12 protein-coding genes are annotated in these 20,878 nt (G+C 72.3%); 4 read left to right on the forward strand and 8 right to left on the reverse strand.

The genetic code is table 11. The features are described from left to right. Positions 1–33: 33 nt before the first annotated feature. The 3 genes from OG294_RS26200 to OG294_RS26210 all read left to right on the forward strand — a co-directional run bounded on the left by OG294_RS26200 (position 34) and on the right by OG294_RS26210 (position 2,895). Complete coding sequence (locus OG294_RS26200; protein WP_327068997.1) at positions 34–714, forward strand: DUF6230 family protein; 681 nt, start codon at positions 34–36, stop codon at positions 712–714. A 151-nt stretch (positions 715–865) separates the two neighbouring features. Further along, on the forward strand, positions 866–1,459 hold the full coding sequence (locus OG294_RS26205) for a DUF6114 domain-containing protein (RefSeq protein WP_327068998.1): 594 nt from the start codon (positions 866–868) through the stop codon (positions 1,457–1,459). Beyond that, positions 1,456–2,895, forward strand: a complete 1,440-nt coding sequence (locus tag OG294_RS26210; protein WP_327068999.1) for a hypothetical protein — start codon at positions 1,456–1,458, stop codon at positions 2,893–2,895. The genes OG294_RS26205 and OG294_RS26210 overlap by 4 nt, the downstream gene beginning before the upstream one ends. An 81-nt stretch (positions 2,896–2,976) precedes the next feature. Here the strand turns inward: OG294_RS26210 and pyk are convergent, their stop codons facing one another. The 8 genes from pyk to OG294_RS26250 all read right to left on the reverse strand — a co-directional run bounded on the left by pyk (position 2,977) and on the right by OG294_RS26250 (position 17,257). Continuing rightward, positions 2,977–4,407, reverse strand: a complete 1,431-nt coding sequence (gene pyk, locus OG294_RS26215; protein ID WP_327069000.1) for a pyruvate kinase — start codon at positions 4,405–4,407, stop codon at positions 2,977–2,979. A 61-nt stretch (positions 4,408–4,468) separates the two neighbouring features. Further along, positions 4,469–5,677, reverse strand: coding sequence for an acetate kinase (locus tag OG294_RS26220; protein ID WP_327069001.1), 1,209 nt, complete (start codon positions 5,675–5,677; stop codon positions 4,469–4,471). Continuing rightward, the gene (gene pta, locus OG294_RS26225) at positions 5,674–7,836 is read right to left on the reverse strand and encodes a phosphate acetyltransferase (protein ID WP_327069002.1); all 2,163 of its coding nucleotides are present in this window, start codon (positions 7,834–7,836) and stop codon (positions 5,674–5,676) included. The genes OG294_RS26220 and pta overlap by 4 nt, the downstream gene beginning before the upstream one ends. 153 nt (positions 7,837–7,989) lie before the next feature. Beyond that, a complete protein-coding gene (locus OG294_RS26230; RefSeq protein WP_327069003.1) occupies positions 7,990–9,207 on the reverse strand; it encodes an alpha/beta hydrolase in 1,218 nt (405 codons plus the stop codon). A 141-nt stretch (positions 9,208–9,348) separates the two neighbouring features. Beyond that, a complete protein-coding gene (glgB, locus tag OG294_RS26235) occupies positions 9,349–11,775 on the reverse strand; it encodes a 1,4-alpha-glucan branching enzyme (RefSeq protein ID WP_327069004.1) in 2,427 nt (808 codons plus the stop codon). A gap of 78 nt (positions 11,776–11,853) precedes the next feature. Further along, positions 11,854–13,281, reverse strand: coding sequence for a maltokinase N-terminal cap-like domain-containing protein (locus OG294_RS26240; RefSeq protein ID WP_327069005.1), 1,428 nt, complete (start codon positions 13,279–13,281; stop codon positions 11,854–11,856). Between the two features lie 350 nt (positions 13,282–13,631). Further along, entirely contained in the window at positions 13,632–15,335 is a 1,704-nt protein-coding gene (gene treS / locus OG294_RS26245; protein ID WP_327069006.1) for a maltose alpha-D-glucosyltransferase, read from the reverse strand. Beyond that, on the reverse strand, positions 15,332–17,257 hold the full coding sequence (locus OG294_RS26250; protein WP_327071677.1) for an alpha-1,4-glucan--maltose-1-phosphate maltosyltransferase: 1,926 nt from the start codon (positions 17,255–17,257) through the stop codon (positions 15,332–15,334). Before OG294_RS26250 ends, treS begins: the two co-directional genes overlap by 4 nt. A gap of 961 nt (positions 17,258–18,218) precedes the next feature. Between OG294_RS26250 and glgP the strand changes: the two genes are divergently transcribed. Continuing rightward, positions 18,219–20,855 carry an alpha-glucan family phosphorylase gene (gene glgP, locus OG294_RS26255; RefSeq protein ID WP_327069007.1) on the forward strand — a complete coding sequence of 879 codons (2,637 nt, stop codon included), beginning with the start codon at positions 18,219–18,221 and terminating at the stop codon, positions 20,853–20,855. Positions 20,856–20,878 lie beyond the last annotated feature (23 nt).

Below are 20,878 nucleotides of genomic sequence, written 5' to 3' on the forward strand. Positions count from 1 at the left end.
ACCGGAGATGTACGTCCGAGAAGGAGGACACGCATGTCCCAGACTTACGGCAAGACCCGCTGGAAGCGCTTCGCCCTGGTGATGGTGCCCAGCATCGCCGCCACCGCCGTGGTCGGCGTCAGCATCGCGCAGAGCGCGCTCGCGGCGTCGTTCAGCGTGTCGGGGCAGAGCTTCAAGGTCACCACCGACCATCTGCGCGGCACCAACTTCGCCCAGTTCGGCTCCGTGGACGCGGAGAAGAACGGGACGCCGCACGTGATCGCGGTCTCCGCCTTCGACCACGCCACCATTCACAACCTGTGCCAGTCCGTCGTCACGGACATCCCGCTGCTGGGCCAGTACACCCTGACCCTGCACGCCGGTGAGGCCGCCGAGCAGAACCCGACGGACGACCCGAGCTACGACCCGTCGACCGACGCGGGCCAGGTCCAGGCCACCAACCTGCTGATCGACCTGGACCAGCTCAACGCCGACGCGACCTTCACCAACATCAACATCGGCCAGGACGCCTCCACGCTGACCGGTTCTGCCACGCAGAACTGGAAGGACATCCGGAACAACCCGAAGCCGACCGGTGCGATGGGCTTCGCCCAGTCCGCGCCCAACGCCGCGCTGCACAACGTGCAGCAGGAGGCCTGGGCCACCTCGGCCGGCACCTTCAAGCTGCCCGGTCTGAAGCTCGGCATCACCAAGGGTGCCAACGAGTGCTACTGAGCCGGCCCTGACGGTCCCCCAGGACCGGCCGGAACGGACACCATGACCGGCCCGAGCCGGTCATGAGGGGGAGGGGGCGGCGCGCTACTGGCCGTCCCCTACCCGCACACCGACGCTCCCCCCTCGGACAGACCTCGCGAGGAGTTCCATCGTGACCAGCGCATCTGCCCCCGCTTGGCCCGACGGCGCGGGCCTCTTCACCCGGCTCCGGCTCAGGTTCCGAGCCTGGCGCCGCACCCGGCCGTTCTGGGGCGGTCTGCTGTCCGCCGTCGCGGGCTTTCCGATCCTCTACTTCCCCTACGCCCACCTCGGCATCGGCGACCTCACCATGGCGATGGCGACCACGGGCGGCGCCGGCGCCCTGGTCATCGGGCTGCTGATGATCGCGCTCGGGGTCTCGGCCTGGTTCCAGCCGGCCACCAGATACTTCTGCGGGATCGCGGTCACCATCCTGGCGCTGATCTCGATCCCGGTCTCCAACCTCGGTGGCTTCACCCTCGGTCTGATCCCCGGTCTGATCGGCGGCGGGCTGCTCTGCGCCTGGGCGCCGGTCAAGGACCAGGAGCAGGCCGCCGTCGCGGTGGCCGCGGACCCCAACATCCCGCCCTCCCTCCCGCAGCAGACCACGGCCGAGCACGCCACCGCCGAGTTCACCGCCGAGCCTGCCCCTGCCGAGCAGGTCGAGCAGACCGTGCAGCTCCCCGAGCAGTCCGGCACGACCGAGCAGGCGGGAGACGTGAAGTGACCGGCCGGGACGAGCAAGAGCCGCGGCGCAGCGAGGGCCCCCGGCACGCCGCGCCGCGCGCGAGCGGGCGCAGGCGGGCCCGGCTGCTGGCCTTCACGGCCGTCCCGACCGCCCTGCTGATGGGCGGCAGCGTGGTGCCCGACCTGGCCTCGGCCGCGACCACCACGAACAGCGCCTGCGCCAGCGGTTCGACCGCCGCGAACGCGACCGGCAGCATCACCCAGGTGCCCAAGAGCCAGCTCACCCCGGTCCCGGACCCGAGTGCCACCAAGGCCTCGGCGAGCGGCGGCGGTCAGGCGATCAGCGCCGCCTTCGTCTCGCCGAACGCGGGCCCGGGCGCCCAGCAGCAGGCCGCCGCGGCGGTCACCAGCCGGGTGGTGCAGGCGGACGACGGCAGCGGCGGCGGGAACCTGATCGGCGACATCATCAACGGGATCACCGGCATCTTCACGCCGAGCCACCCGTCGAAGCCGAGCCCGTCCGCCACGGCGACCCCGGCGGTCCCCGCCGCGCCGCGGATCGGTGCGCCGGTCACCCCGAACACCTCCTCGCCGGCGCCCGCGTCCCCGAGCGGCCAGGCCGCCGCGCAGCCCCCGGCGAGCCCCGCCGCACCGGCGCCCGCGTCCTCGGGTCCGGCCGCCGTGCCGACGCCGTCCGCCGGGACGTCCGGCGCCCCCAGCGCGTCCGGCGGCGCGTCCCCGAGCAGCGCGCCCAGCACGGCCCCCAGCACCACCCCCAGCGCCTCGCCGAGCGGTTCGGCCACCGGCAGCCCGGCGCCGGGCGCATCGAGCGCCCCGAGCGGTTCCCCGGCGCCGACCGGCACCGCCGCGCCCTCGGCCGTCGCCTCCGCGCTCGCCAACGGCGACACCCGCCCGCTCTGCCCAGTGGACACCAGCAACCTCTCGGCCGCCGCCGCCCAGGGCGGCCAGGTGGTGCCCGACCAGAACTGGACGCTGAAGTCCACCAAGCTGGCCCTGCACGGCGCGGTCTTCGGCGGCGTCTACGAGGTGCACACCCCGACCACCACCAAGCGGGTGCTCAAGTTCACCGTCAGCTCGGTGGACATCGGCGATCTCGACATGTCGACGATCGAGAACACCGCGGCCGGCGGCAAGCCGCCGCAGACCTTCCACGTGCAGGGCGCCCCGGGCAGCACCTCGACCATGACCCAGGGCCCGATCACCATGTACGTGGAGAGCCTCAGCGGTGAGCTCTCCGCGCTGTACGGCATCCCGCTGCCGCCGCTGGGGACCATCACGCTGACCCCCGACACGCTGCCGACCTGGCTCTACGACCTGATCGGCGCGGTCCCGATCCCGCTCGACATCACCATGACCGGGGTCACCGCCATCCAGGCCGGCCAGTTCGGCGGCACCCTGCACATCCCGGGCATGCACCTCTACAACGACACCACGCCCTACCAGTACGGGCACTGACCAGGACGGTCACTCGCGCCCGGACAGCGGAGCGGGCCCCCTCCCAGCGGAGGGGGCCCGCTCCTGCGTGCTGGCGACGGCTCACTTGGCGTTGCGCGAGCCCAGGTGGTGCACCTGCACCATGTTGGTGTTGCCCGGCACGCCGGGGGGCGAGCCGGCGGTGACGATGGCGGTCTCGCCCTCGGCCAGCCGCTTCATCGACAGCAGCTCGCGGTCGACCTGCAGCACCATCTCGTCGGTGGTGGCCACCTGCTCCGTCACGTACGCCTCGACGCCCCAGCTCAGCGAGAGCTGGTTGCGGGTGGCGGCGTCCGGGGTGAAGGCGATCACCGGGATCGGCGAGCGGTAGCGGGACAGGCGGCGGGCGGTGTCACCGGACTTGGTGAAGGCCACCAGCGCCTTGGCGTTCAGGAAGTCGCCCAGCTCGCAGGCCGCGCGGGCCACCGAGCCGCCCTGGGTGCGGGGCTTGCGGCCCGGGTTGAGCGGCTGCAGGCCCTGGGCCAGCAGCTCCTCCTCGGCCTGCTCGGCGATCCGGCTCATGGTCTTGACCGTCTCGACCGGGAACTTGCCGACGCTGGACTCGGCGGAGAGCATCACCGCGTCGGTGCCGTCCAGGATCGCGTTGGCGACGTCGGAGACCTCGGCGCGGGTGGGGCGCGAGGCGTGGATCATCGACTCCATCATCTGGGTGGCGACGATGACGGGCTTGGCGTTGCGGCGGGCCAGCGTGATCAGCTTCTTCTGGACCAGCGGCACCTTCTCCAGCGGGTACTCGACGGCCAGGTCGCCGCGGGCCACCATGATGGCGTCGAAGGCGAGGACGATCTCCTCCATCGCCTCGACGGCCTGCGGCTTCTCGATCTTGGCGATCACCGGAACCCGGATGCCGACCTCGTCCATCACCTTGTGGACGTCGTCGATGTCGGCGGCGTTGCGGACGAAGGAGAGCGCGACCATGTCGACGCCCAGGCGCAGTGCGAAGCGCAGGTCGTCCTTGTCCTTCTCGGACAGGGCGGGCACGTTGACGGCCGCGCCGGGCAGGTTGATGCCCTTGTTGTTGGAGAGCACACCGCCCTCGATGACCACGGTCTTCACCCGCGGGCCGTCGACGCTGACGACCTCCAGGGCGATGACGCCGTCGTTGATCAGGATCGGGTCGCCGGGCTTCACGTCGCCGGGCAGGCCCTTGTAGGTGGTGCCGCAGATGTGCTGGTCACCGGGGACGTCTTCGGTGGTGATGGTGAACGTGTCGCCGTTGTCAACGGTCACCGGTCCGTTGGCGAAGGTCGCCAGACGGATCTTGGGGCCCTGCAGGTCGGCCAGGATACCGATGGTGCGACCGGTGTCCTCGGAGACCTGGCGGACCTTGAGGTATCGCTCCTCGTGCTCCGCGTGGGAGCCGTGGCTCATGTTCAGTCGGGCGACGTTCATGCCCGCCTCGACGATGGCCTTCAGCTGTTCGTAGGAGTCCGTGGCCGGACCCAGGGTGCAGACAATTTTCGCTCGGCGCATATCGATGATCCTATCCGTACGAGTTATTCCCGGGCATGGGGACGAACCTCCGAACAGCCGGTCATCGACCCCGGTGGACCAGTGCGTATACCTGTTGCGCGATCTCGAGCTCCTCGTCGGTGGGCACCACCGCCACCGCCACCCGCGCGTACGCGGGCGAGATCACCCGGGCCTCGCCGGAGCGGACCGAGTTCAGCTCGGGGTCGACCTCGATGCCCAGCTCCGTCAGCCCCTCGGTGGCCGCCGCGCGCACCGGCGCCGCGTTCTCGCCGACCCCGGCGGTGAAGGCGATCGCGTCCACCCGGCCGAGCACCGCGTAGTAGCCGCCGATGTACTTGCGCAGCCGGTGCACGTAGGCGCGGAAGGCCAGCTCGGCCGCCTCGTCGCCCTCCTCGGCGCGGCGCATGATCTCGCGCATGTCGTTGTCCCCGCACAGCCCCAGCAGGCCGCTGCGGCGGTTGAGCAGGTCGTCGATCTCGTCGATCGACAGGCCGCCGACCCGGTGCAGGTGGAAGACCACGCCCGGGTCGATGTCGCCCGACCGGGTGCCCATCACCAGGCCCTCCAGCGGGGTCAGGCCCATCGAGGTGTCCACGCAGACCCCGCCGGCCACCGCCGAGGCCGAGGCCCCGTTGCCCAGGTGCAGCACGATCACGTTGACGGTGGCCGGATCGCGGCCGAGCAGCTCGGCGGTGGCGCGGGCGACGTACTGGTGCGAGGTGCCGTGGAAGCCGTAGCGGCGCACCCGGTGCTCGTCCGCCACCGCCCGGTCGATCGCGTAGCGGGCCGCGTACTCGGGGATCGTGGTGTGGAAGGCGGTGTCGAAGACCGCGACCTGCGGCAGGTCGGGGCGCAGCGCCCGGGCCACCTCGATGCCGATGATGTTGGCCGGGTTGTGCAGCGGGGCCACCGGCACCAGGCGGTGGATCTCGCGGAGCACCTCGTCGGTGATCTCGGTGGGTGCGGTGAACCGCTTGCCGCCGTGCACCACCCGGTGCCCGATCGCGGCCAGCTCGGGGGAGTCCAGGCCCAGTCCGTCGGCGGCCAGTTCCTCGGCCACCGCCTTGAGCGCGGCGGCGTGGTCCGGGAAGGGCTGCGCCGTCTCGCGCTTCAGGCCGCTGCGCGGGGTGTGCACCAGCCGGCCGCCCTGCTCGCCGATCCGCTCCACCAGCCCGGCGGCCAGCCGCTCGCCGTCCACCATCTCGATCAGCTGGTACTTGACCGACGAGGAGCCGGCGTTGAGCACCAGGACCCGGGTCGCCTCGGTCATGCGATCGCCTCCTCGGCGGCTTGGTCCGGCACGGGGCTCTGACCGTTCACGGTGGTCTGGGCCTGGATCGCGGTGATGGCCACCGTGTTGACGATGTCCTGCACCAGCGCGCCGCGGGACAGGTCGTTGACGGGCTTGCGCAGGCCCTGCAGCACCGGCCCGACCGCGACGGCGCCGGCCGAGCGCTGCACCGCCTTGTAGGTGTTGTTGCCGGTGTTGAGGTCCGGGAAGATCAGCACGGTGGCCCGGCCCGCGACCGGGGAGCCAGGCAGCTTGGTCGCGGCGACGTGCGGGTCGACCGCGGCGTCGTACTGGATGGGACCCTCCACCAGCAGCTCCGGACGCAGCGCCCGGACCAGCTCGGTGGCCCTGCGGACCTTGTCCACGTCGGCGCCCGAGCCCGAGGTGCCGGTGGAGTAGGAGAGCATCGCCACCCGGGGCTCGACGCCGAACTGCGCGGCCGTCTCGGCGGACTGGAGCGCGATGTCGGCCAGCTGCTGGGCGTCGGGGTCGGGGTTGACCGCGCAGTCGCCGTAGACCAGCACCCTGTCCGCCAGGCACATGAAGAAGACCGAGGAGACGATCGCGGCGCCCGGCGCGGTCTTGATCACCTCGAAGGCGGGCCGGATGGTCGCGGCGGTGGAGTGCACGGCGCCGGAGACCATGCCGTCGGCGATGCCCTCCTGCACCATCAGGGTGCCGAAGTAGCTGACGTCGGTGACCACGTCGTGGGCCAGCTCGACGGTCATGCCCTTGTGCGCGCGCAGTTCGGCGTACAGCTCGGCGAAGCGCTCGCGCAGCGGGCTGGTGGCCGGGTCCACGATCCGCACCTGCGCCCGGTCGCCGGTCTCCTCGTGCGGCAGCGCGATGCCCAGGCCCGCGGCCTTGCGGCGCACGGCGTCCACCTCGCCGAGCAGGGTCAGGTCGCAGATGTTGCGGCGCAGCAGGATCTCGGCGGCGCGCAGCACCCGCTCCTCGGTGCCCTCCGGCAGCACCACGTGCCGCCGGGTGCTGCGGGCCCGCTCCAGCAGGGCGTGCTCGAACATCATCGGGGTCACCCGGTCCGAGCGGCTCAGCTCGATCCGGCTGGTGAGCTCGACGGTGTCGACGTGCAGTTCGAACAGGCCGAGCGCGATCTCGGCCTTGCGCGGGCTGCCGGCGGTCAGCCGGCCCTCCACGTGGGTCAGCGTGGCCGCGGTCGGCCAGCTGCCCTCGGGGACCACGGCGACCGGGGTGCCGGGCGCCAGCCGCGCGGCCAGCGCCAGCACGTCGGGGCCCGGGTGCTGAGCGAGCGTCAGCAGCACGCCGGCGATCGGCGGCGCGCCCGCCGCGTGCGCGGCCAGCGATCCGATCAGCAGGTCGGCCCGGTCGCCGGGGGTGACCACCAGGGCCCCCTCGGTCAGCGCGGGCAGGAAGGTGGGCAGCATCGCGCCGCCGAAGACGAACCCGCGCACGTCCCGGGCCAGCCCCGCCGCGTCGCCGAGCAGCACCTCGGCGCCGGTCGACTCGATCAGCTGGGCCACCGTCGGCGCGGCCAGCGCCGGCTCCTCGGGGATCACGTAGGCCGGCACCGGCAGCTTGCCGGTCAGCCCGCGCAGCACCGGCTGCTTGGCACTCGGCACCACCCGGTTGGCGATCATCGCGAGGGTGGAGCAGCCGAGGTCGGTGTAGGCGCGGTAGGCGTTGCGGACCTCGGCGACCGTGGTCGCCGGGTCCTGGCCGTGCCCGCCCACCACCGGGAGCACCCAGGCGCCGAACTCGTTGGCCAGGCGGGCGTTGAAGGCCAGCTCGTCGGGGATGTTGGTGTCCGCGAAGTCGGTGCCGAGTACCAGCACGGCCTGGCACTGCTGCTCCAGCGCGCGGAACCGGTCGACCAGGGTGGAGACCAGCTCGTCCTGTCCCTGGGCGGCCTGCAGTGCGGCGGCCTCCTCGTAGGTCAGCCCGTAGAGCTCGGTGGTCGGCAGCTCCAGCCGGTAGCGGCCGCGCAGCAGCTCCACCACGTGGTCGGTGCCCGCCTCGCCGGTGGCCCGCCCGTGCACCAGCGGCCGGAACACCCCGACCTGGTCCACCTGGCGGGTCAGCAGTTCCATGACCCCGAGTTCGACGGCCTGCCGCCCGTCCCCCCGGTCGATCCCGGTCACGTACACACTGCGTGCCACGCCAGTATCTCCGTCCCTCACCACTGCCTCCGGCACCCCACGGGCCCGGTCATCGGTTCGACCATACCTTCGCAGTCGGATGAGGTGTTCGCACGTGGGCTGGGCCGGGCGGCGCAAGGGGCGAAGGTCACCTGGCGGGGTGCCGGAGGTCACTCACTTCGGGGTCGGGATGATCCCCGAGAGCCACTTGAAGGCCGGCACCACCTGCTGGCTCCAGACCGAGGTCAGGTGCCCGCCGGCGGTCTCCGTGACGGTCACTGCGGTCGGTGCCTTGGCGGCCTGCTTCAGCGCCTGCGCGTCCGGGAGGCCGTCGGCGCCCTGGCCGCCGCTCAGCCACAGCCCGATGTTCGGCGGGGTGGTGGCCCGGGTGAGCATGTTGAGCGGGTTGTCGGCCTGGTTCAGCTGCGGGTCCTTGCCGACCAGCGAATCCGCCTCGTTCTGCGGGTTGTTGTAGCCGGACATGCTGATCGCGGCGCGGTAGCGGTCCGGGTGGCCGATCACCAGCCGGGTGGCGCAGTGCCCGCCGGCCGAGTAGCCCGCCACCGCCCAGCCGGAGGCGGTGTCCTGGGCCCGGAAGTTGTCCAGCACCATCTGCGGGACGTCACGGGTGAGCCAGGTCTCGGCGTTGACCTTGCCGGGGATGTCGGCACATCCGCTGTCCTGGTTGTTGGGCAGCAGGTTGAACCGGGGCGAGACCAGGATGAACGGCGTCACCTGGCCGGACTTCATCAGCGGGCCGAGCTGGTTGGTGACGTTCATGCCGGACTTGCCGTACCAGGCGCTGGAGCTGCCGGGGTAGCCGACCAGCAACTCGACCACGGGGAAGGTCTTGTCCTTGTAGGCGGGGTCGTCGTACTGCGGCGGGGTCCACACCAGCACCTCGCCCTCGACGCCGGAGAGCTTGCCGTTCAGATCGGTCTGCTTGACGTCACGGGGCACGGCGTCGGAGTCCGGCTCCTTGAACTTCGCCAGCACCTTGGCCGGGGCGGAGGCGCCGGGCGAGGCGGCGGCCGCCGCCTGGTCCCCGGCCAGGCCGTTGTCCTTCGGCGGGACGGGGACGGAGCGCACGTGGTTGGAGGTGCCCAGCAGGTCGCCCCAGCTGCCGTAGAGCTGGTTGTCGTTGTTGACCATCACGAAGACCAGGGCGATGGCTGTGGCCTGGCTGAACAGGATGGTGGCGAAGAAGCCGACGGTGCGCACCGGCCCGGTGCCGCCGCCGGACCGCTTGCGCCGCCCCGCCGCCCGGGGGGCGGCGCAAGCGTTGCCGCCCGCGCCGTTGCCACGGGACAGCCACTGGACCATGGCCAGCGCGATCGATCCCACGAACAGAACGATCGTCAGAATGAAGAAGGGGGTGCCCGTCAGTGCCATCGCGCTCTTCGTACCCAGCTCCGCTTTCGCCCGGACCCGCTGTCCGGCGCAAGGAGAGACGTTAGGGCACGGCTGTTCGGTTGCGTGTCAGCGGGGAGTTTCCTGGGAGCCCCGCGGGCCCACAACCGAACGGCCGGTCGGTCAGGCCGGACGCAGCCAGAGGGTGGCCAGCGGCGGGATCACCAGCTCGGTGCTGCGCGGCTGGCCGTTCCACTCCACCGGCTCGGCCTTCAGCACGGCGGGGTTGCCGACGCCGCTGCCGCCGTAGCGCCCGGCGTCGGTGTTGAGCGCCTCGGTCCACAGCTGGTCGGCGCCGCCGAGGCTGGGCAGGCCGACCCGGTGCCCGTGCCGGACCACCGGGGAGAAGTTGCAGACCACCACGAGCGGGGGGCCGTCGAGGGGGTAGCGGACGAAGGAGAGCAGGTTGTCCTCGGCGGCGCCGCCGTCCAGCCAGCGGAAGCCGTCGGGGCTGGTGTCCTGCTCCCACAGCGCCGGGGTGGCGCGGTAGGTGCGGTTGAGCTCGCCGATCAGGCGCTGCACGCCCCGGTGCTCCTCGGCGGCGGGCCAGTCGGGGTCGAGCACCCACCACTGCGGGCCCTGTTCGTGGTCCCACTCGGCGCCCTGGGCGAACTCCTGTCCCATGAAGAGCAGTTGCTTGCCCGGGTGGGCCCACATGAAGCCGAGGTAGGCGCGGTGGTTGGCGCGCTGCTGCCACCAGTCGCCGGGCATCTTGCTGACCAGCGCCTGCTTGCCGTGCACCACCTCGTCGTGCGAGATCGGCAGCACGTAGTTCTCGGAGTAGGCATAGACCATCGAGAAGGTGATCTCGTTGTGGTGGTACTTGCGGTGCACCGGCTCCTTGGCGATGTAGACCAGCGAGTCGTGCATCCAGCCCATGTTCCACTTGAGGCCGAAGCCCAGGCCGCCGCTGTCGGTGGGGCGGGTCACGCCGTCCCAGGCGGTGGACTCCTCGGCGATGGTGACCACCCCGGGGCAGCGCCGGTAGACGGTGGCGTTCATCTCCTGGAGGAAGGCCACCGCGTCCAGGTTCTCCCGCCCGCCGTGCTCGTTGGGGGCCCACTGGCCGTCCTGGCGGGAGTAGTCGAGGTAGAGCATCGAGGCGACCGCGTCCACCCGCAGGCCGTCGATATGGAACTCCTCGCACCAGTACACCGCGTTGGCCACCAGGAAGTTGCGCACCTCGGTACGGCCGTAGTCGAAGGTGAGGGTGCCCCAGTCGGGGTGCTCGGCGCGGCGCGGGTCGGCGGGCTCGTAGAGCGGGGTGCCGTCGAAGCGGGCGAGCGCGAAGTCGTCCTTGGGGAAGTGCGCGGGCACCCAGTCGACGATCACCCCGATCCCGGCCTGGTGCAGCGCGTCCACCAGGTACCGGAAGTCGTCCGGCGAGCCCAGCCGGGCGGTGGGGGCGTAGAACCCGGACACCTGGTAGCCCCAGGAACCGCCGAAGGGATGCTCCATCACCGGCAGGAACTCCACATGCGTGAAGTTCAACTCCCGCAGATACGCAGGCAGTTCCTCGGCCAGCTCACGGTAGCCCAACCCCGGCCGCCAGGAGGCCGGATGCAGCTCGTAGACCGACATCGGCGCGCGGTGGTGCTGGGTGCGGGCCCGGCGGGCCAGCCAGTCGGCGTCGTTCCAGGTGTAGTCGCTGTGGTGCACCACCGAGGCGGTGGCCGGCGGGCACTGGGCGGCGCGGGCGAGCGGGTCGGCCTTCTGCAGCAACCGCCCGTCCCGGGTGCGGATCTCGTACTTGTAGAGCGCACCTTCGCCCAGCCCCGGTACGAACAGCTCCCAGACGCCGCTCGCGCCCAGCGAGCGCATCGGGAACCCGGTGCCGTCCCAGTGGTTGAAGTCGCCCACCAGGCGCACCCCGACGGCGCTGGGGGCCCAGACGGCGAAGGCCGTCCCGGTCACGCCCTCCACCGTGCGCAGGTGCGAGCCGAGCACCCGCCAGAGCTGCTCATGGCGGCCCTCGCGGATCAGGTGCAGGTCCAACTCACCCAGCGTGGGCGGCAGTCGGTAACCGTCCTGCTGGGCCAGCGGCGCGCAGCCCGGGTAGGCCACGGTCAACTGGTAGGCCGGGATGGCCGAGCCGGGCAGCAGGCCGGTGAAGAGGCCGGCCTGCTGGTGGGTCAACTCGGCCGGCCCGTACACGGTTTCGATGGTCACCCGGTCGGCGAGCGGTCGCAGCACCCGGATCGCGGTGCCGCCGGTGGTGGGGTGCGCGCCGAGCAGGGCGTGCGGGTCGTGGTGCGCGCCGTTCACCAGCCGGTCGATCTCGGCCGGCGGCAGCGGCGCCTCGGCCAGCCGCAGGACCGGGACGTCGGCCCCGCGCGGTGGCGCGTCCATCAGGGTCGGGGCCGGGGCCGGGGCCGGGGCCGCGGTCGGAGCGGGGCCCGGCGCCGGTGCTTCGGGTGCCTCGGCGCCGGCCCGGCTGGCCGGCGGCTCGGCCGCGGGCGTGCCGCGCCGGGGCGCCTGCGCGGCACGCGGACCGCCGCCGGACAGGAAGGTGGCGGGAACGGTCGGATTGGTGCGGTCGAGCGGGGCCACTGCGGGGTTCCTCCTGGCGGCTAGGGGATCAGTGCTGGCGTCGCCCTCGGGAACCGCGCGGCGATTCCTGATGACACGTCAAGGAGTGGTGGCTAGGCGGTGGATGGCGGTCAGCGGGATCGGCAGCCAGCCGGGCCGGTGCCGGGCCTCGTAGACCACCTCGTAGACCGCCTTGTCGATCTCCAGTGCCCGCAGCAGCTCCGGGCAGCCGGCCGGGTCGGTGCCGCCGGCCGCCGTGTAGCCCGCGCAGTAGGCGGTGCGGTTGCGGGCCGCCCAGCTCGCCGCCAGGTGGGCCAGCTGCGGATCGGGGTCGGCGCCGGCCAGCAGGTGGGCGGCGGCGTAGTCGAAGGAGCGCAGCATCGCCGCCACGTCCCGCAGGGCCGGCTGCGGCACCCGCCGCTCGGCCACCGACTTGGCCGGCTCGCCCTCGAAGTCCAGCAGCACCCAGCCGTGCGGGGTGCGCATCGCCTGTCCCAGGTGCAGGTCCCCGTGGATGCGCTGGACCGTCAGCCCGGTCAGGTGGTCGGCGGTCAGCTGCTGGAAGGCGGCGTGCAGCGCGGCCCGGTAGCGGCGCAGCGCCGGCACCGCGGCAGCCGCCACGTCCAGCCGCTCGGCCATCGCGGTGGCCAGCCGGCCGGTCTGCTCGCGGTCCAGCCTGGCCACCGGCAGCGCCCTGGCCAGCACCCGGTGCACCTCGGCGGTGGCCCGGCCCAGCCGGTGCGCCTCCACCGCGAAGTTGCCGGGGCTGGGGTCGCCCTTGAGCCGGGCCACCTGGTCCAGGGCCAGCTCCCAGCCGTCCTCCGCGTCCGGCAGAAAGCGCTGCAGCAGGCCCAGGGTGGCCGGCTCGGCGCCGACCAGCCGGCTCTCGAACCAGGCCGCCACCCGGGGGATCCGGGTGCTGCCGGCCCGCGAGAGGGCCAGCGAGAGCTCCAGGTCGGGGTTGGTGCCGGGGCTGATCCGGCGGAACAGCTTGAGGATGAAGGAGGTGCCGTAGATGACCGAGGTGTTGGACTGCTCGGCGGTGCCGGCCCGGCCGAGCAGGTCGCTGGGCAGCCCCGGCCCGGGGGTGCGGCGGAAGGCGAGCGGGCCGAACCGGTCGGCGGTGGCCAGGTGGCCGAGCAGCCGCCCGGTCAGTTCGGGGTCGTGCACCGCGTCGTACAGTACGGCGCCGTCGTACGGGCCGTGGCTGAGGCTGCCGAGCGAGGCCTCCGGGAGCAGGCTCGGTGGCGGTTCGGTGCGCAGGCCGAGCAGCAGCTGGTAGAGGTCGGCGCCCTCGCCGTGCTCCACCCGCAGCAGCAGGTGCAGCATCGCCGGGTCGCCGGTCAGCAGCGGGGTGGCGGTGAGCGGGCGCAGGCCGGTGATCGCCTGCCCCTTGCCGGCGTACCAGCGCTGCCCCGGCAGCCAGTCGGCGATCAGCGGCAGGGCGGCCTCGACCAGCTCGCCGACCGCCAGTGAGCCGCCCGTTCGAAGCCTGCCACCGTGCCCGCCCGGGCTGTGTCCCGCCACGACGCGGCCGGCGCCGGCGGCCCCGCGCGGTCCGCCCGGACCGCCCGGACTGCCGGAACCGCGTGGTGCGGTACCCGGGTCGCGATGGGCGTGGGCTTGAGAACGGGAGATTTCCGACATGACTCCCTTTCCCCGGAAGCGGACCGATGACCCGACAGGATCAGGCCGGGCCCGCCAGTCTTCCGGATTTCGGCGGCGCTGCTGCGGCGGCACGCGAGACGGACTCGGGTGTCACGCCTGAGGGTGGGTACGCATTGGGCTGTTCTCCGTACCAGAGGGCGCGCGGGCCGCCATGGGGCGTATGGGCGGACCGCGCGCCGTGGTGCGAGCGGGGCAGAGCTGGTGGATCGTTACTGCGCGCCGGGCCTGCGCAGCTGGAACCAGTAGAAGCCGTGCCCGGCGAGGGTGAGCAGGTAGGGCCACTCGCCGATCGACGGGAACCGCACCCCGCCGATCAGCTCGACCGGGTACCGGCCGCCGTACTGCCGCAGGTCCAGCTCGGTGGGCTGGGGGAAGCGGGAGAAGTTGTTCACACACATGACCAGGTCGCCCTCGTGCTCGCGCACGAAGGCCAGCACGGCCGGGTTGCTGGACGGGAGTTCGGTGTAACTGCCCAGCCCGAACGCCGGGTTGAGCTTGCGGATCTCGATCATCCGCCTGGTCCAGTGCAGCAACGAGGAGGAACTGCTCTGCTGCGCCTCGACGTTGGTCACCTGGTAGCCGTAGACCGGATCCATGATGGGCGGCAGACTGAGCCTGCCCGGGTCGGCGGAGGAGAAACCCGCGTTGCGGTCGGGTGTCCACTGCATCGGGGTGCGCACCCCGTCGCGGTCGCCGAGCCAGATGTTGTCGCCCATGCCGATCTCGTCCCCGTAGTAGAGCACCGGGGAGCCGGGCAGCGACAGCAGCAGGGCGGTGAACAGCTCGATCTGGTTGCGGTCGTTCTCCAGCAGCGGGGCGAGCCGGCGGCGGATGCCCACGTTGGCCCGCATCCGCGGGTCCTTCGCGTACTCCGCGTACATGTAGTCGCGCTCCTCGTCGGTGACCATCTCCAGGGTCAGCTCGTCGTGGTTGCGCAGGAAGATGCCCCACTGGCAGCCGTGCGGGATGGTCGGCGTCTTGGCGAGGATTTCCGAGACCGGGTAGCGCGACTCGCGGCGCACCGCCATGAAGATCCGCGGCATCACCGGGAAGTGGAAGGCCATGTGGCACTCGTCGCCGCCGGAGCCGAAGTCGCCGAAGTAGTCGACCACGTCCTCGGGCCACTGGTTGGCCTCGGCCAGCAGCACGGTGTCGGGGTAGTCGGCGTCGATCTCCTTGCGGACCCGCTGGAGGAACTCGTGGGTCTCGGGGAGGTTCTCGCAGTTGGTGCCCTCGCGCGCGAACAGGTAGGGCACCGCGTCCAGCCGGAAGCCGTCGATGCCGAGGTCCAGCCAGAACCGCAGGCCCGCGACCATCTCCTCCTGGACCCGCGGGTTGTCGTAGTTCAGATCGGGCTGGTGGGAGAAGAACCGGTGCCAGAAGTACTGCTTGCGCACCGGGTCGTAGGTCCAGTTGGAGGTCTCGGTGTCGACGAAGATGATCCGCGCGTCGGGGTACTGCTTGTCGTCGTCGGCCCAGACGTAGAAGTCGCCGTAGGGGCCCTCGGGGTCGTTGCGCGAGGCCTGGAACCACGGGTGCTGGTCGCTGGTGTGGTTCATCACGAAGTCGATGATCACCCGCATGCCGCGCTTGTGGGCGGCGTCGACGAACTCCACGAAGTCGGCCAGGTCGCCGAACTCCGGCAGCACCGCCTTGTAGTCGGCCACGTCGTAGCCGCCGTCGCGCAGCGGGGAGGCGAAGAACGGCGGCAGCCAGAGGCAGTCGACGCCGAGCCACTGGAGGTAGTCGAGCTTGGCGGTGAGCCCTTTGAGGTCACCCACACCGTCGCCGTTGCTGTCCTGGAAGGACCGCACCAGCACCTCGTAGAAGACCGCACGCTTGAACCACTCCGGGTCCAGGTCCTTCTTCTCGGTGTCCGCGAAGGTGTCGTGGACGGGCTCGTTCACAATCACAGGGAGGTCCTCCGAACGGTGAGGAGGTGGGCCGGCGCCGTTGAGGGATCGAGCCGGACGTAGTTGTGGCGGTGCCAGGTGTAGCTCTCGCCGGTCGGCTCGTCGGTGACGATGAGCCGCTCGTCACTCGGGAGAGTGACAGTGGCCTCCTGGACCTGGTGCGGGTCCAGGTTGACGACGAGGATCACCTGGTCGTCGCCGGTGCGCTTGGTGTAGGCGATGACCTGATCGTTGTCGGTGGGCAGGAAGGTGAGGTTGCGCAGTTCCTGGAGGGCGGGGTGCTCGCGGCGCAGCCGGTTGAGGGTGGTGAGCAGCGGGGCCAGGGTGTCGGTGCGGGTCCAGTCGCGCGGGCGCAGTTGGTACTTCTCGCTGTCCAGGTACTCCTCGGTGTCGGGCCCGGCCGGGGCGGACTCGGCGAGCTCGTAGCCGGCGTAGATGCCGTAGCTGGGCGAGAGGGTGGCGGCCAGCACGGCGCGCACCGCGAAGGCGGCGGGGCCCTGGTGCTGCAGGTGGCGGGGCAGGATGTCCGGGGTGTTGGCGAAGAAGTTGGGCCGCATGTAGGCCGCCGCCGGGCCGGACAGTTCGGTGAGGTACTCGGTGAGTTCGTGCTTGCTGTTGCGCCAGGTGAAGTACGTGTAGGACTGCTGGAAGCCGATCTTCGCCAGGGTGTGCATCATGGCGGGCCGGGTGAAGGCCTCGGCGAGGAAGATCACGTCCGGGTCGGTGCGGTTGATCTCGCCGATCACCTTCTCCCAGAAGTGCACGGGCTTGGTGTGCGGGTTGTCGACCCGGAAGATCCGCACGCCGTGGCCCATCCAGTGGCGCAGCAGGCGCAGGGTCTCGATCACCAGGCCGTCGAAGTCCTGGTCGAAGTTGATCGGGTAGATGTCCTGGTACTTCTTGGGCGGGTTCTCGGCGTAGGCGATGGTGCCGTCGATCCGGTGGCTGAACCACTGGGGGTGCTTGTTGACCCAGGGGTGGTCGGGGGAGGCCTGGAGGGCGAAGTCGAGCGCGATCTCCAGGCCGAGTTCGTGGGCGCGGGCGACGAAGGCGTCGAAGTCCTCGATGGTGCCGAGGTCGGGGTGGACCGCGTCGTGGCCGCCCTCGGGCGAGCCGATCGCCCAGGGCGAGCCGACGTCGTCCGGGCCGGGGGTCAGGGTGTTGTTGGGGCCCTTGCGGAAGGAGTGGCCGATCGGGTGGATCGGCGGCAGGTAGAGGACGTCGAAGCCCATCGCCGCGATCGCGGGCAGCCGCTCGGCGGCGGTGCGGAAGGTGCCCGAGCGGGGCGGGTCCAGGGTGGCGCCCTCGGAGCGCGGGAAGAACTCGTACCAGGAGCCGTACAGCGCCCGCTGCCGCTCCACCTGCAGCGGCAGCGCCGCCGAGGCGGTGACGAGCTCCCGCAACGGGTGCTGGAGCAGAGGTTCGGTGACAGCGGGGGCGAGCGCGGCGGCCAGCCGGGAGAGCGGCGGCAGCGCAGGGTCGCGCAGCGCGGTGACCGCCTTCAGCACCTCGGCGCGGCCGGCCCGCCGGGGGATGCCGGCGGCGGCGCGCTCCAGGAGCAGTGCGCCCTCCTCCAGGGTCAGCTCGACGTCCTGCCCGGCCGGGACCTTGACGGCGGCGGTGTGCTGCCAGCCGGCCACCGGGTCGCTCCAGGCCTCCACGCTGTAGCTCCACCGGCCCTCGGCGGTGGGGGTCACCGCCGCACCCCAGTGGTCGGTACCCGGGGCCAGTTCGCGCATCGGCGTCCACGGGCCGGTGCGCCCGCGCGGATCGCGCAGCACCACATTGGCGTTGACCTTGCCGTGGCCCTCGCCGAAGACGGTGGCGGTGACCTGGAAGGTCTCGCCGACCACGGCGCGGGCGGGGCGGCGCCCGCCGTCCACCAGCGGGGCGACGTCCAGCACCGGGATCCGGCCGATCAGCGGGTCGCCCGCCTTCGCCCGCCGGGTGGCGCGGGGGGACGCGGTGCGGGTGGCGGTGGTGCTCCGGGGCGTGCTGGTCCGGGGGGTGCCGGTACCGGTGGTGCCCGGAGTGCGGCGGGCGGCGGACTTCGCGGCCGGGGTTTCGGCCGTTCGGGGGGCGCGTGTGGTTTCCCGCTCCGAAATGGCCGGATTTGGTACCGGTTGGGCGAGGGGTGTCGACCGCTCGAAGAGGATCGGTTCCAATCCTTCGGACACCAGTGCGGACTGATTCCGTGTCTCGCCGTGCATGCCAAACTCCTGCCCGAGATCGGTCGGCGGTCCCGCGGGCGGATTCGAGCACCGGGGAGCACCGGAAGGACTGCTGGGTGGGGGGACTGACGAGCGACCGGAGCCTGCCCGTGGCCGCCGTGCCCGGGAACCTGGCCGGATCCGGCGCCCACGGCGGCCCGGAACGGCGAGGCGGCACGTGTCCCGGCGCGCGGCCTCGCGGGCACGCCCGAAGGGCGATTCCGACCCACCCTGGCAAACGATCAGGGCAGGTGTGGGGACACGCGGTGGCACACCAAGGAGGACCACAGGTGCGCCGGGTGGGCTAACGGCCGGCGAGCTGACGGAGGGTCGGGGAAGAAGTCGAGTCGCGGAGGACCGACCGCGGCGCACGGGATTCGCCACCCAAGCACACCCGCTGCGACTGCGGCCTGTGCCCATCCTCGCACTGTTCGTAGCTCTTACCACTCGGTCAGAGGCCAGCGTGGTGGTGCGGGGGAGCAGACCGGCCACCGCCTGACGCCCGCCCGCAGGCTGTCCGCGCGCCCAGCGTGCGCGTGGATCGCGCCGTGCGCCCCCTGCGCCCCCTGTGTTGCGAACTGCGCCCGACGCGATCTCATCTGTCGCCCGAATGGAGCTGTGTTAAGAGAGTTGACACACCATCACCCCATCCGGGCGGTCTACGCTTCGGGCCGTGAAGGCCATCCGCAGATTCACCGTCCGCACCGTCCTGCCCGAGCAGCTCCAGCCGCTGCACGAACTCGCGCTCAATCTGCGCTGGTCCTGGCACCCGGAGACCCGGGAGCTGTTCCGCTCGGTCGAGCCCGGGGTCTGGGAGGCCGTCGGAGAGGACCCGGTCAGGCTGCTCGGCGAGGTGCCGGCGGCCCGGCTGGCCGCGCTCGCCGCCGACCGCCGCTTCCTGCGCCGGCTGGGCGACCTCACCGACGACCTGCACGACTACCTCAGCGGGCCGCGCTGGTACCAGTCGGCCCTGCCGCCCGGTGAGGCCCCCGCGGCCATCGCCTACTTCTCGCCCGAGTACGGCATCGCCGCCGCGCTGCCGCAGTACTCGGGGGGCCTGGGCATCCTGGCGGGCGACCACCTGAAGGCCGCCAGCGACCTGGGCGTGCCGCTGATCGGCGTGGGCCTGTTCTACCGGCACGGCTACTTCCGCCAGTCGCTGGCCCGGGACGGCTGGCAGCAGGAGCGCTACCCGGTGCTCGACCCCGACGAGCTGGCGGTGACCCTGCTGCGCGAGACGGACGGCACCGCCTGTCGGGTGGAGCTGGCCCTGCCGGGCGGGCGCACGCTGGCCGCACAGGTCTGGAAGGCCCAGGTCGGCCGGGTCCCGCTGCTGCTGCTGGACTCCGACCTCGAGGTCAACGCGGCCACCGAACGGGACGTCACCGACCGCCTCTACGGTGGCGGCAGCGAGCACCGGCTGCTCCAGGAGATGCTGCTGGGCATCGGCGGGGTGCGGGCGCTGCGGGTGTTCTGCCGGCTCACCGGGCACCCGGCGCCCGAGGTCTTCCACACCAACGAGGGGCACGCCGGGTTCCTCGGCATCGAGCGGATCCGCGAGCTGGTGGACACCGCGCCGGCCGACTTCTCCAGCGCGCTGGAGGCGGTCCGGGCGGGCACCCTGTTCACCACCCACACCCCGGTGCCCGCCGGCATCGACCGCTTCGACAGGGAGCTGGTGGCCCGGCACTTCAGCGGGGACGCCGCGCTGCGCGGGGTGCCGGTCGACCAGGTGCTCGCGCTCGGCCTGGAGAACTGGCCGGGCGGCGACCCCAAGCTGTTCAACATGGCCGCCATGGGCCTGCGCCTGGCCCAGCGCGCCAACGGTGTGAGCACCCTGCACGGCGCGGTCAGCCGCGCCATGTTCGGCGCGCTGTGGCCCGGCTTCGACGCCGACGAGGTGCCGATCACCTCGATCACCAACGGCGTGCACGCGCCCACCTGGATCGATCCGGCGGTGGTGCGCCTGGGCGCCGCCGAGATCGGCGCCGACCGGGCGGAGAGCGCCATGTCGGTGGGCGGGGCCGAGCGCTGGAGCGGGGTCGAGCAGATCGGCGACGCCGAGATCTGGGGGGTGCGGCGCGCGCTGCGGGCCCAGCTGGTGGAGGAGGCCAGGCGCCGGCTGCGGGCCTCCTGGCGCCAGCGCGGGGCCGGCGACGCCGAGCTCGGCTGGACCGAGGCGGTGCTCGACCCGGAGGTGCTGACCATCGGCTTCGCCCGCCGGGTGCCCTCCTACAAGCGGCTCACCCTGATGCTGCGGGACCAGGACCGGCTGCGCTCGCTGCTGCTGCACCCCACCCGGCCGGTGCAGATCGTGGTGGCCGGCAAGGCCCACCCGGCGGACGACGGCGGCAAGCGGCTGATCCAGCAGCTGGTGGCCTTCGCCGACGATCCGGCGGTGCGCCACCGGATCGTCTTCCTGCCGGACTACGACATGGCGATGGCCAAGCACCTCTACCCCGGCTGCGACGTCTGGCTGAACAACCCGCTGCGCCCGTTGGAGGCCTGCGGCACCTCGGGGATGAAGGCCGCGCTGAACGGCTGCCTCAACCTGTCGGTGCTGGACGGCTGGTGGGAGGAGTGGTACGACGGCCGCAACGGCTGGGCGATCCCGACGGCCGACGGCCCCGGCTTCGACGAGGACCAGCGCGACGACATCGAGGCCGCCGCGCTCTACGACCTGATCGAGCACCAGGTCGCGGGCGCCTACTACGACCGGGGCGTCGACGGGCTGCCGCACCGCTGGATCGCGATGGTCCGGCACACCCTGGTGACGCTCGGCCCCAAGGTGCTGGCCGGGCGGATGGTGCGGGAGTACGTGGAGCGGCTCTACGCGCCGGCCGCGCTCGCCCAGCGCGGGCTGGACGGCGAGGGGGCGCGGCTGCTCGCGCTCTGGAAGGCGAAGGTCCGGTCGGCCTGGCCGGCCGTCCGGGTCGAGCACGTGGACGCCTCGGCCGCCGCCGGGGCCGAGGCCGAGGCCGCCGAGCTGGGCTCGGCGCTCGCGCTGCGGGTGCAGGTCGCGCTCGGCGGGCTGGCACCGGAGGACGTCGAGGTGCAGGCCGTCTCCGGCGCGGTCGACGAGCGCGACCGCATCCGCGAGGCGGAGGCCCAGACCCTCAAGCCGGTCGGCGGCCCGGACCTGAACGGCTGCCAACGCTACGAGGGCACGCTGGAGTTGAGCCGCACCGGGCCGTTCGGTTACACGGTCCGGGTGCTGCCCAGCCATCCGCTGCTGGCCTCCCCGGCCGAACTGGGCCTGGTGGCGCTGCCGCCGGAGTCGGCGGGGATGGACGCCGGGGTGCTGCGGTAGGGCGTGCCGGACACCTCCGGCTG

The sequence above is a fragment of the Kitasatospora sp. NBC_01302 genome (assembly GCF_035976515.1).
Classification (GTDB): Bacteria; Actinomycetota; Actinomycetes; order Streptomycetales; family Streptomycetaceae; genus Kitasatospora.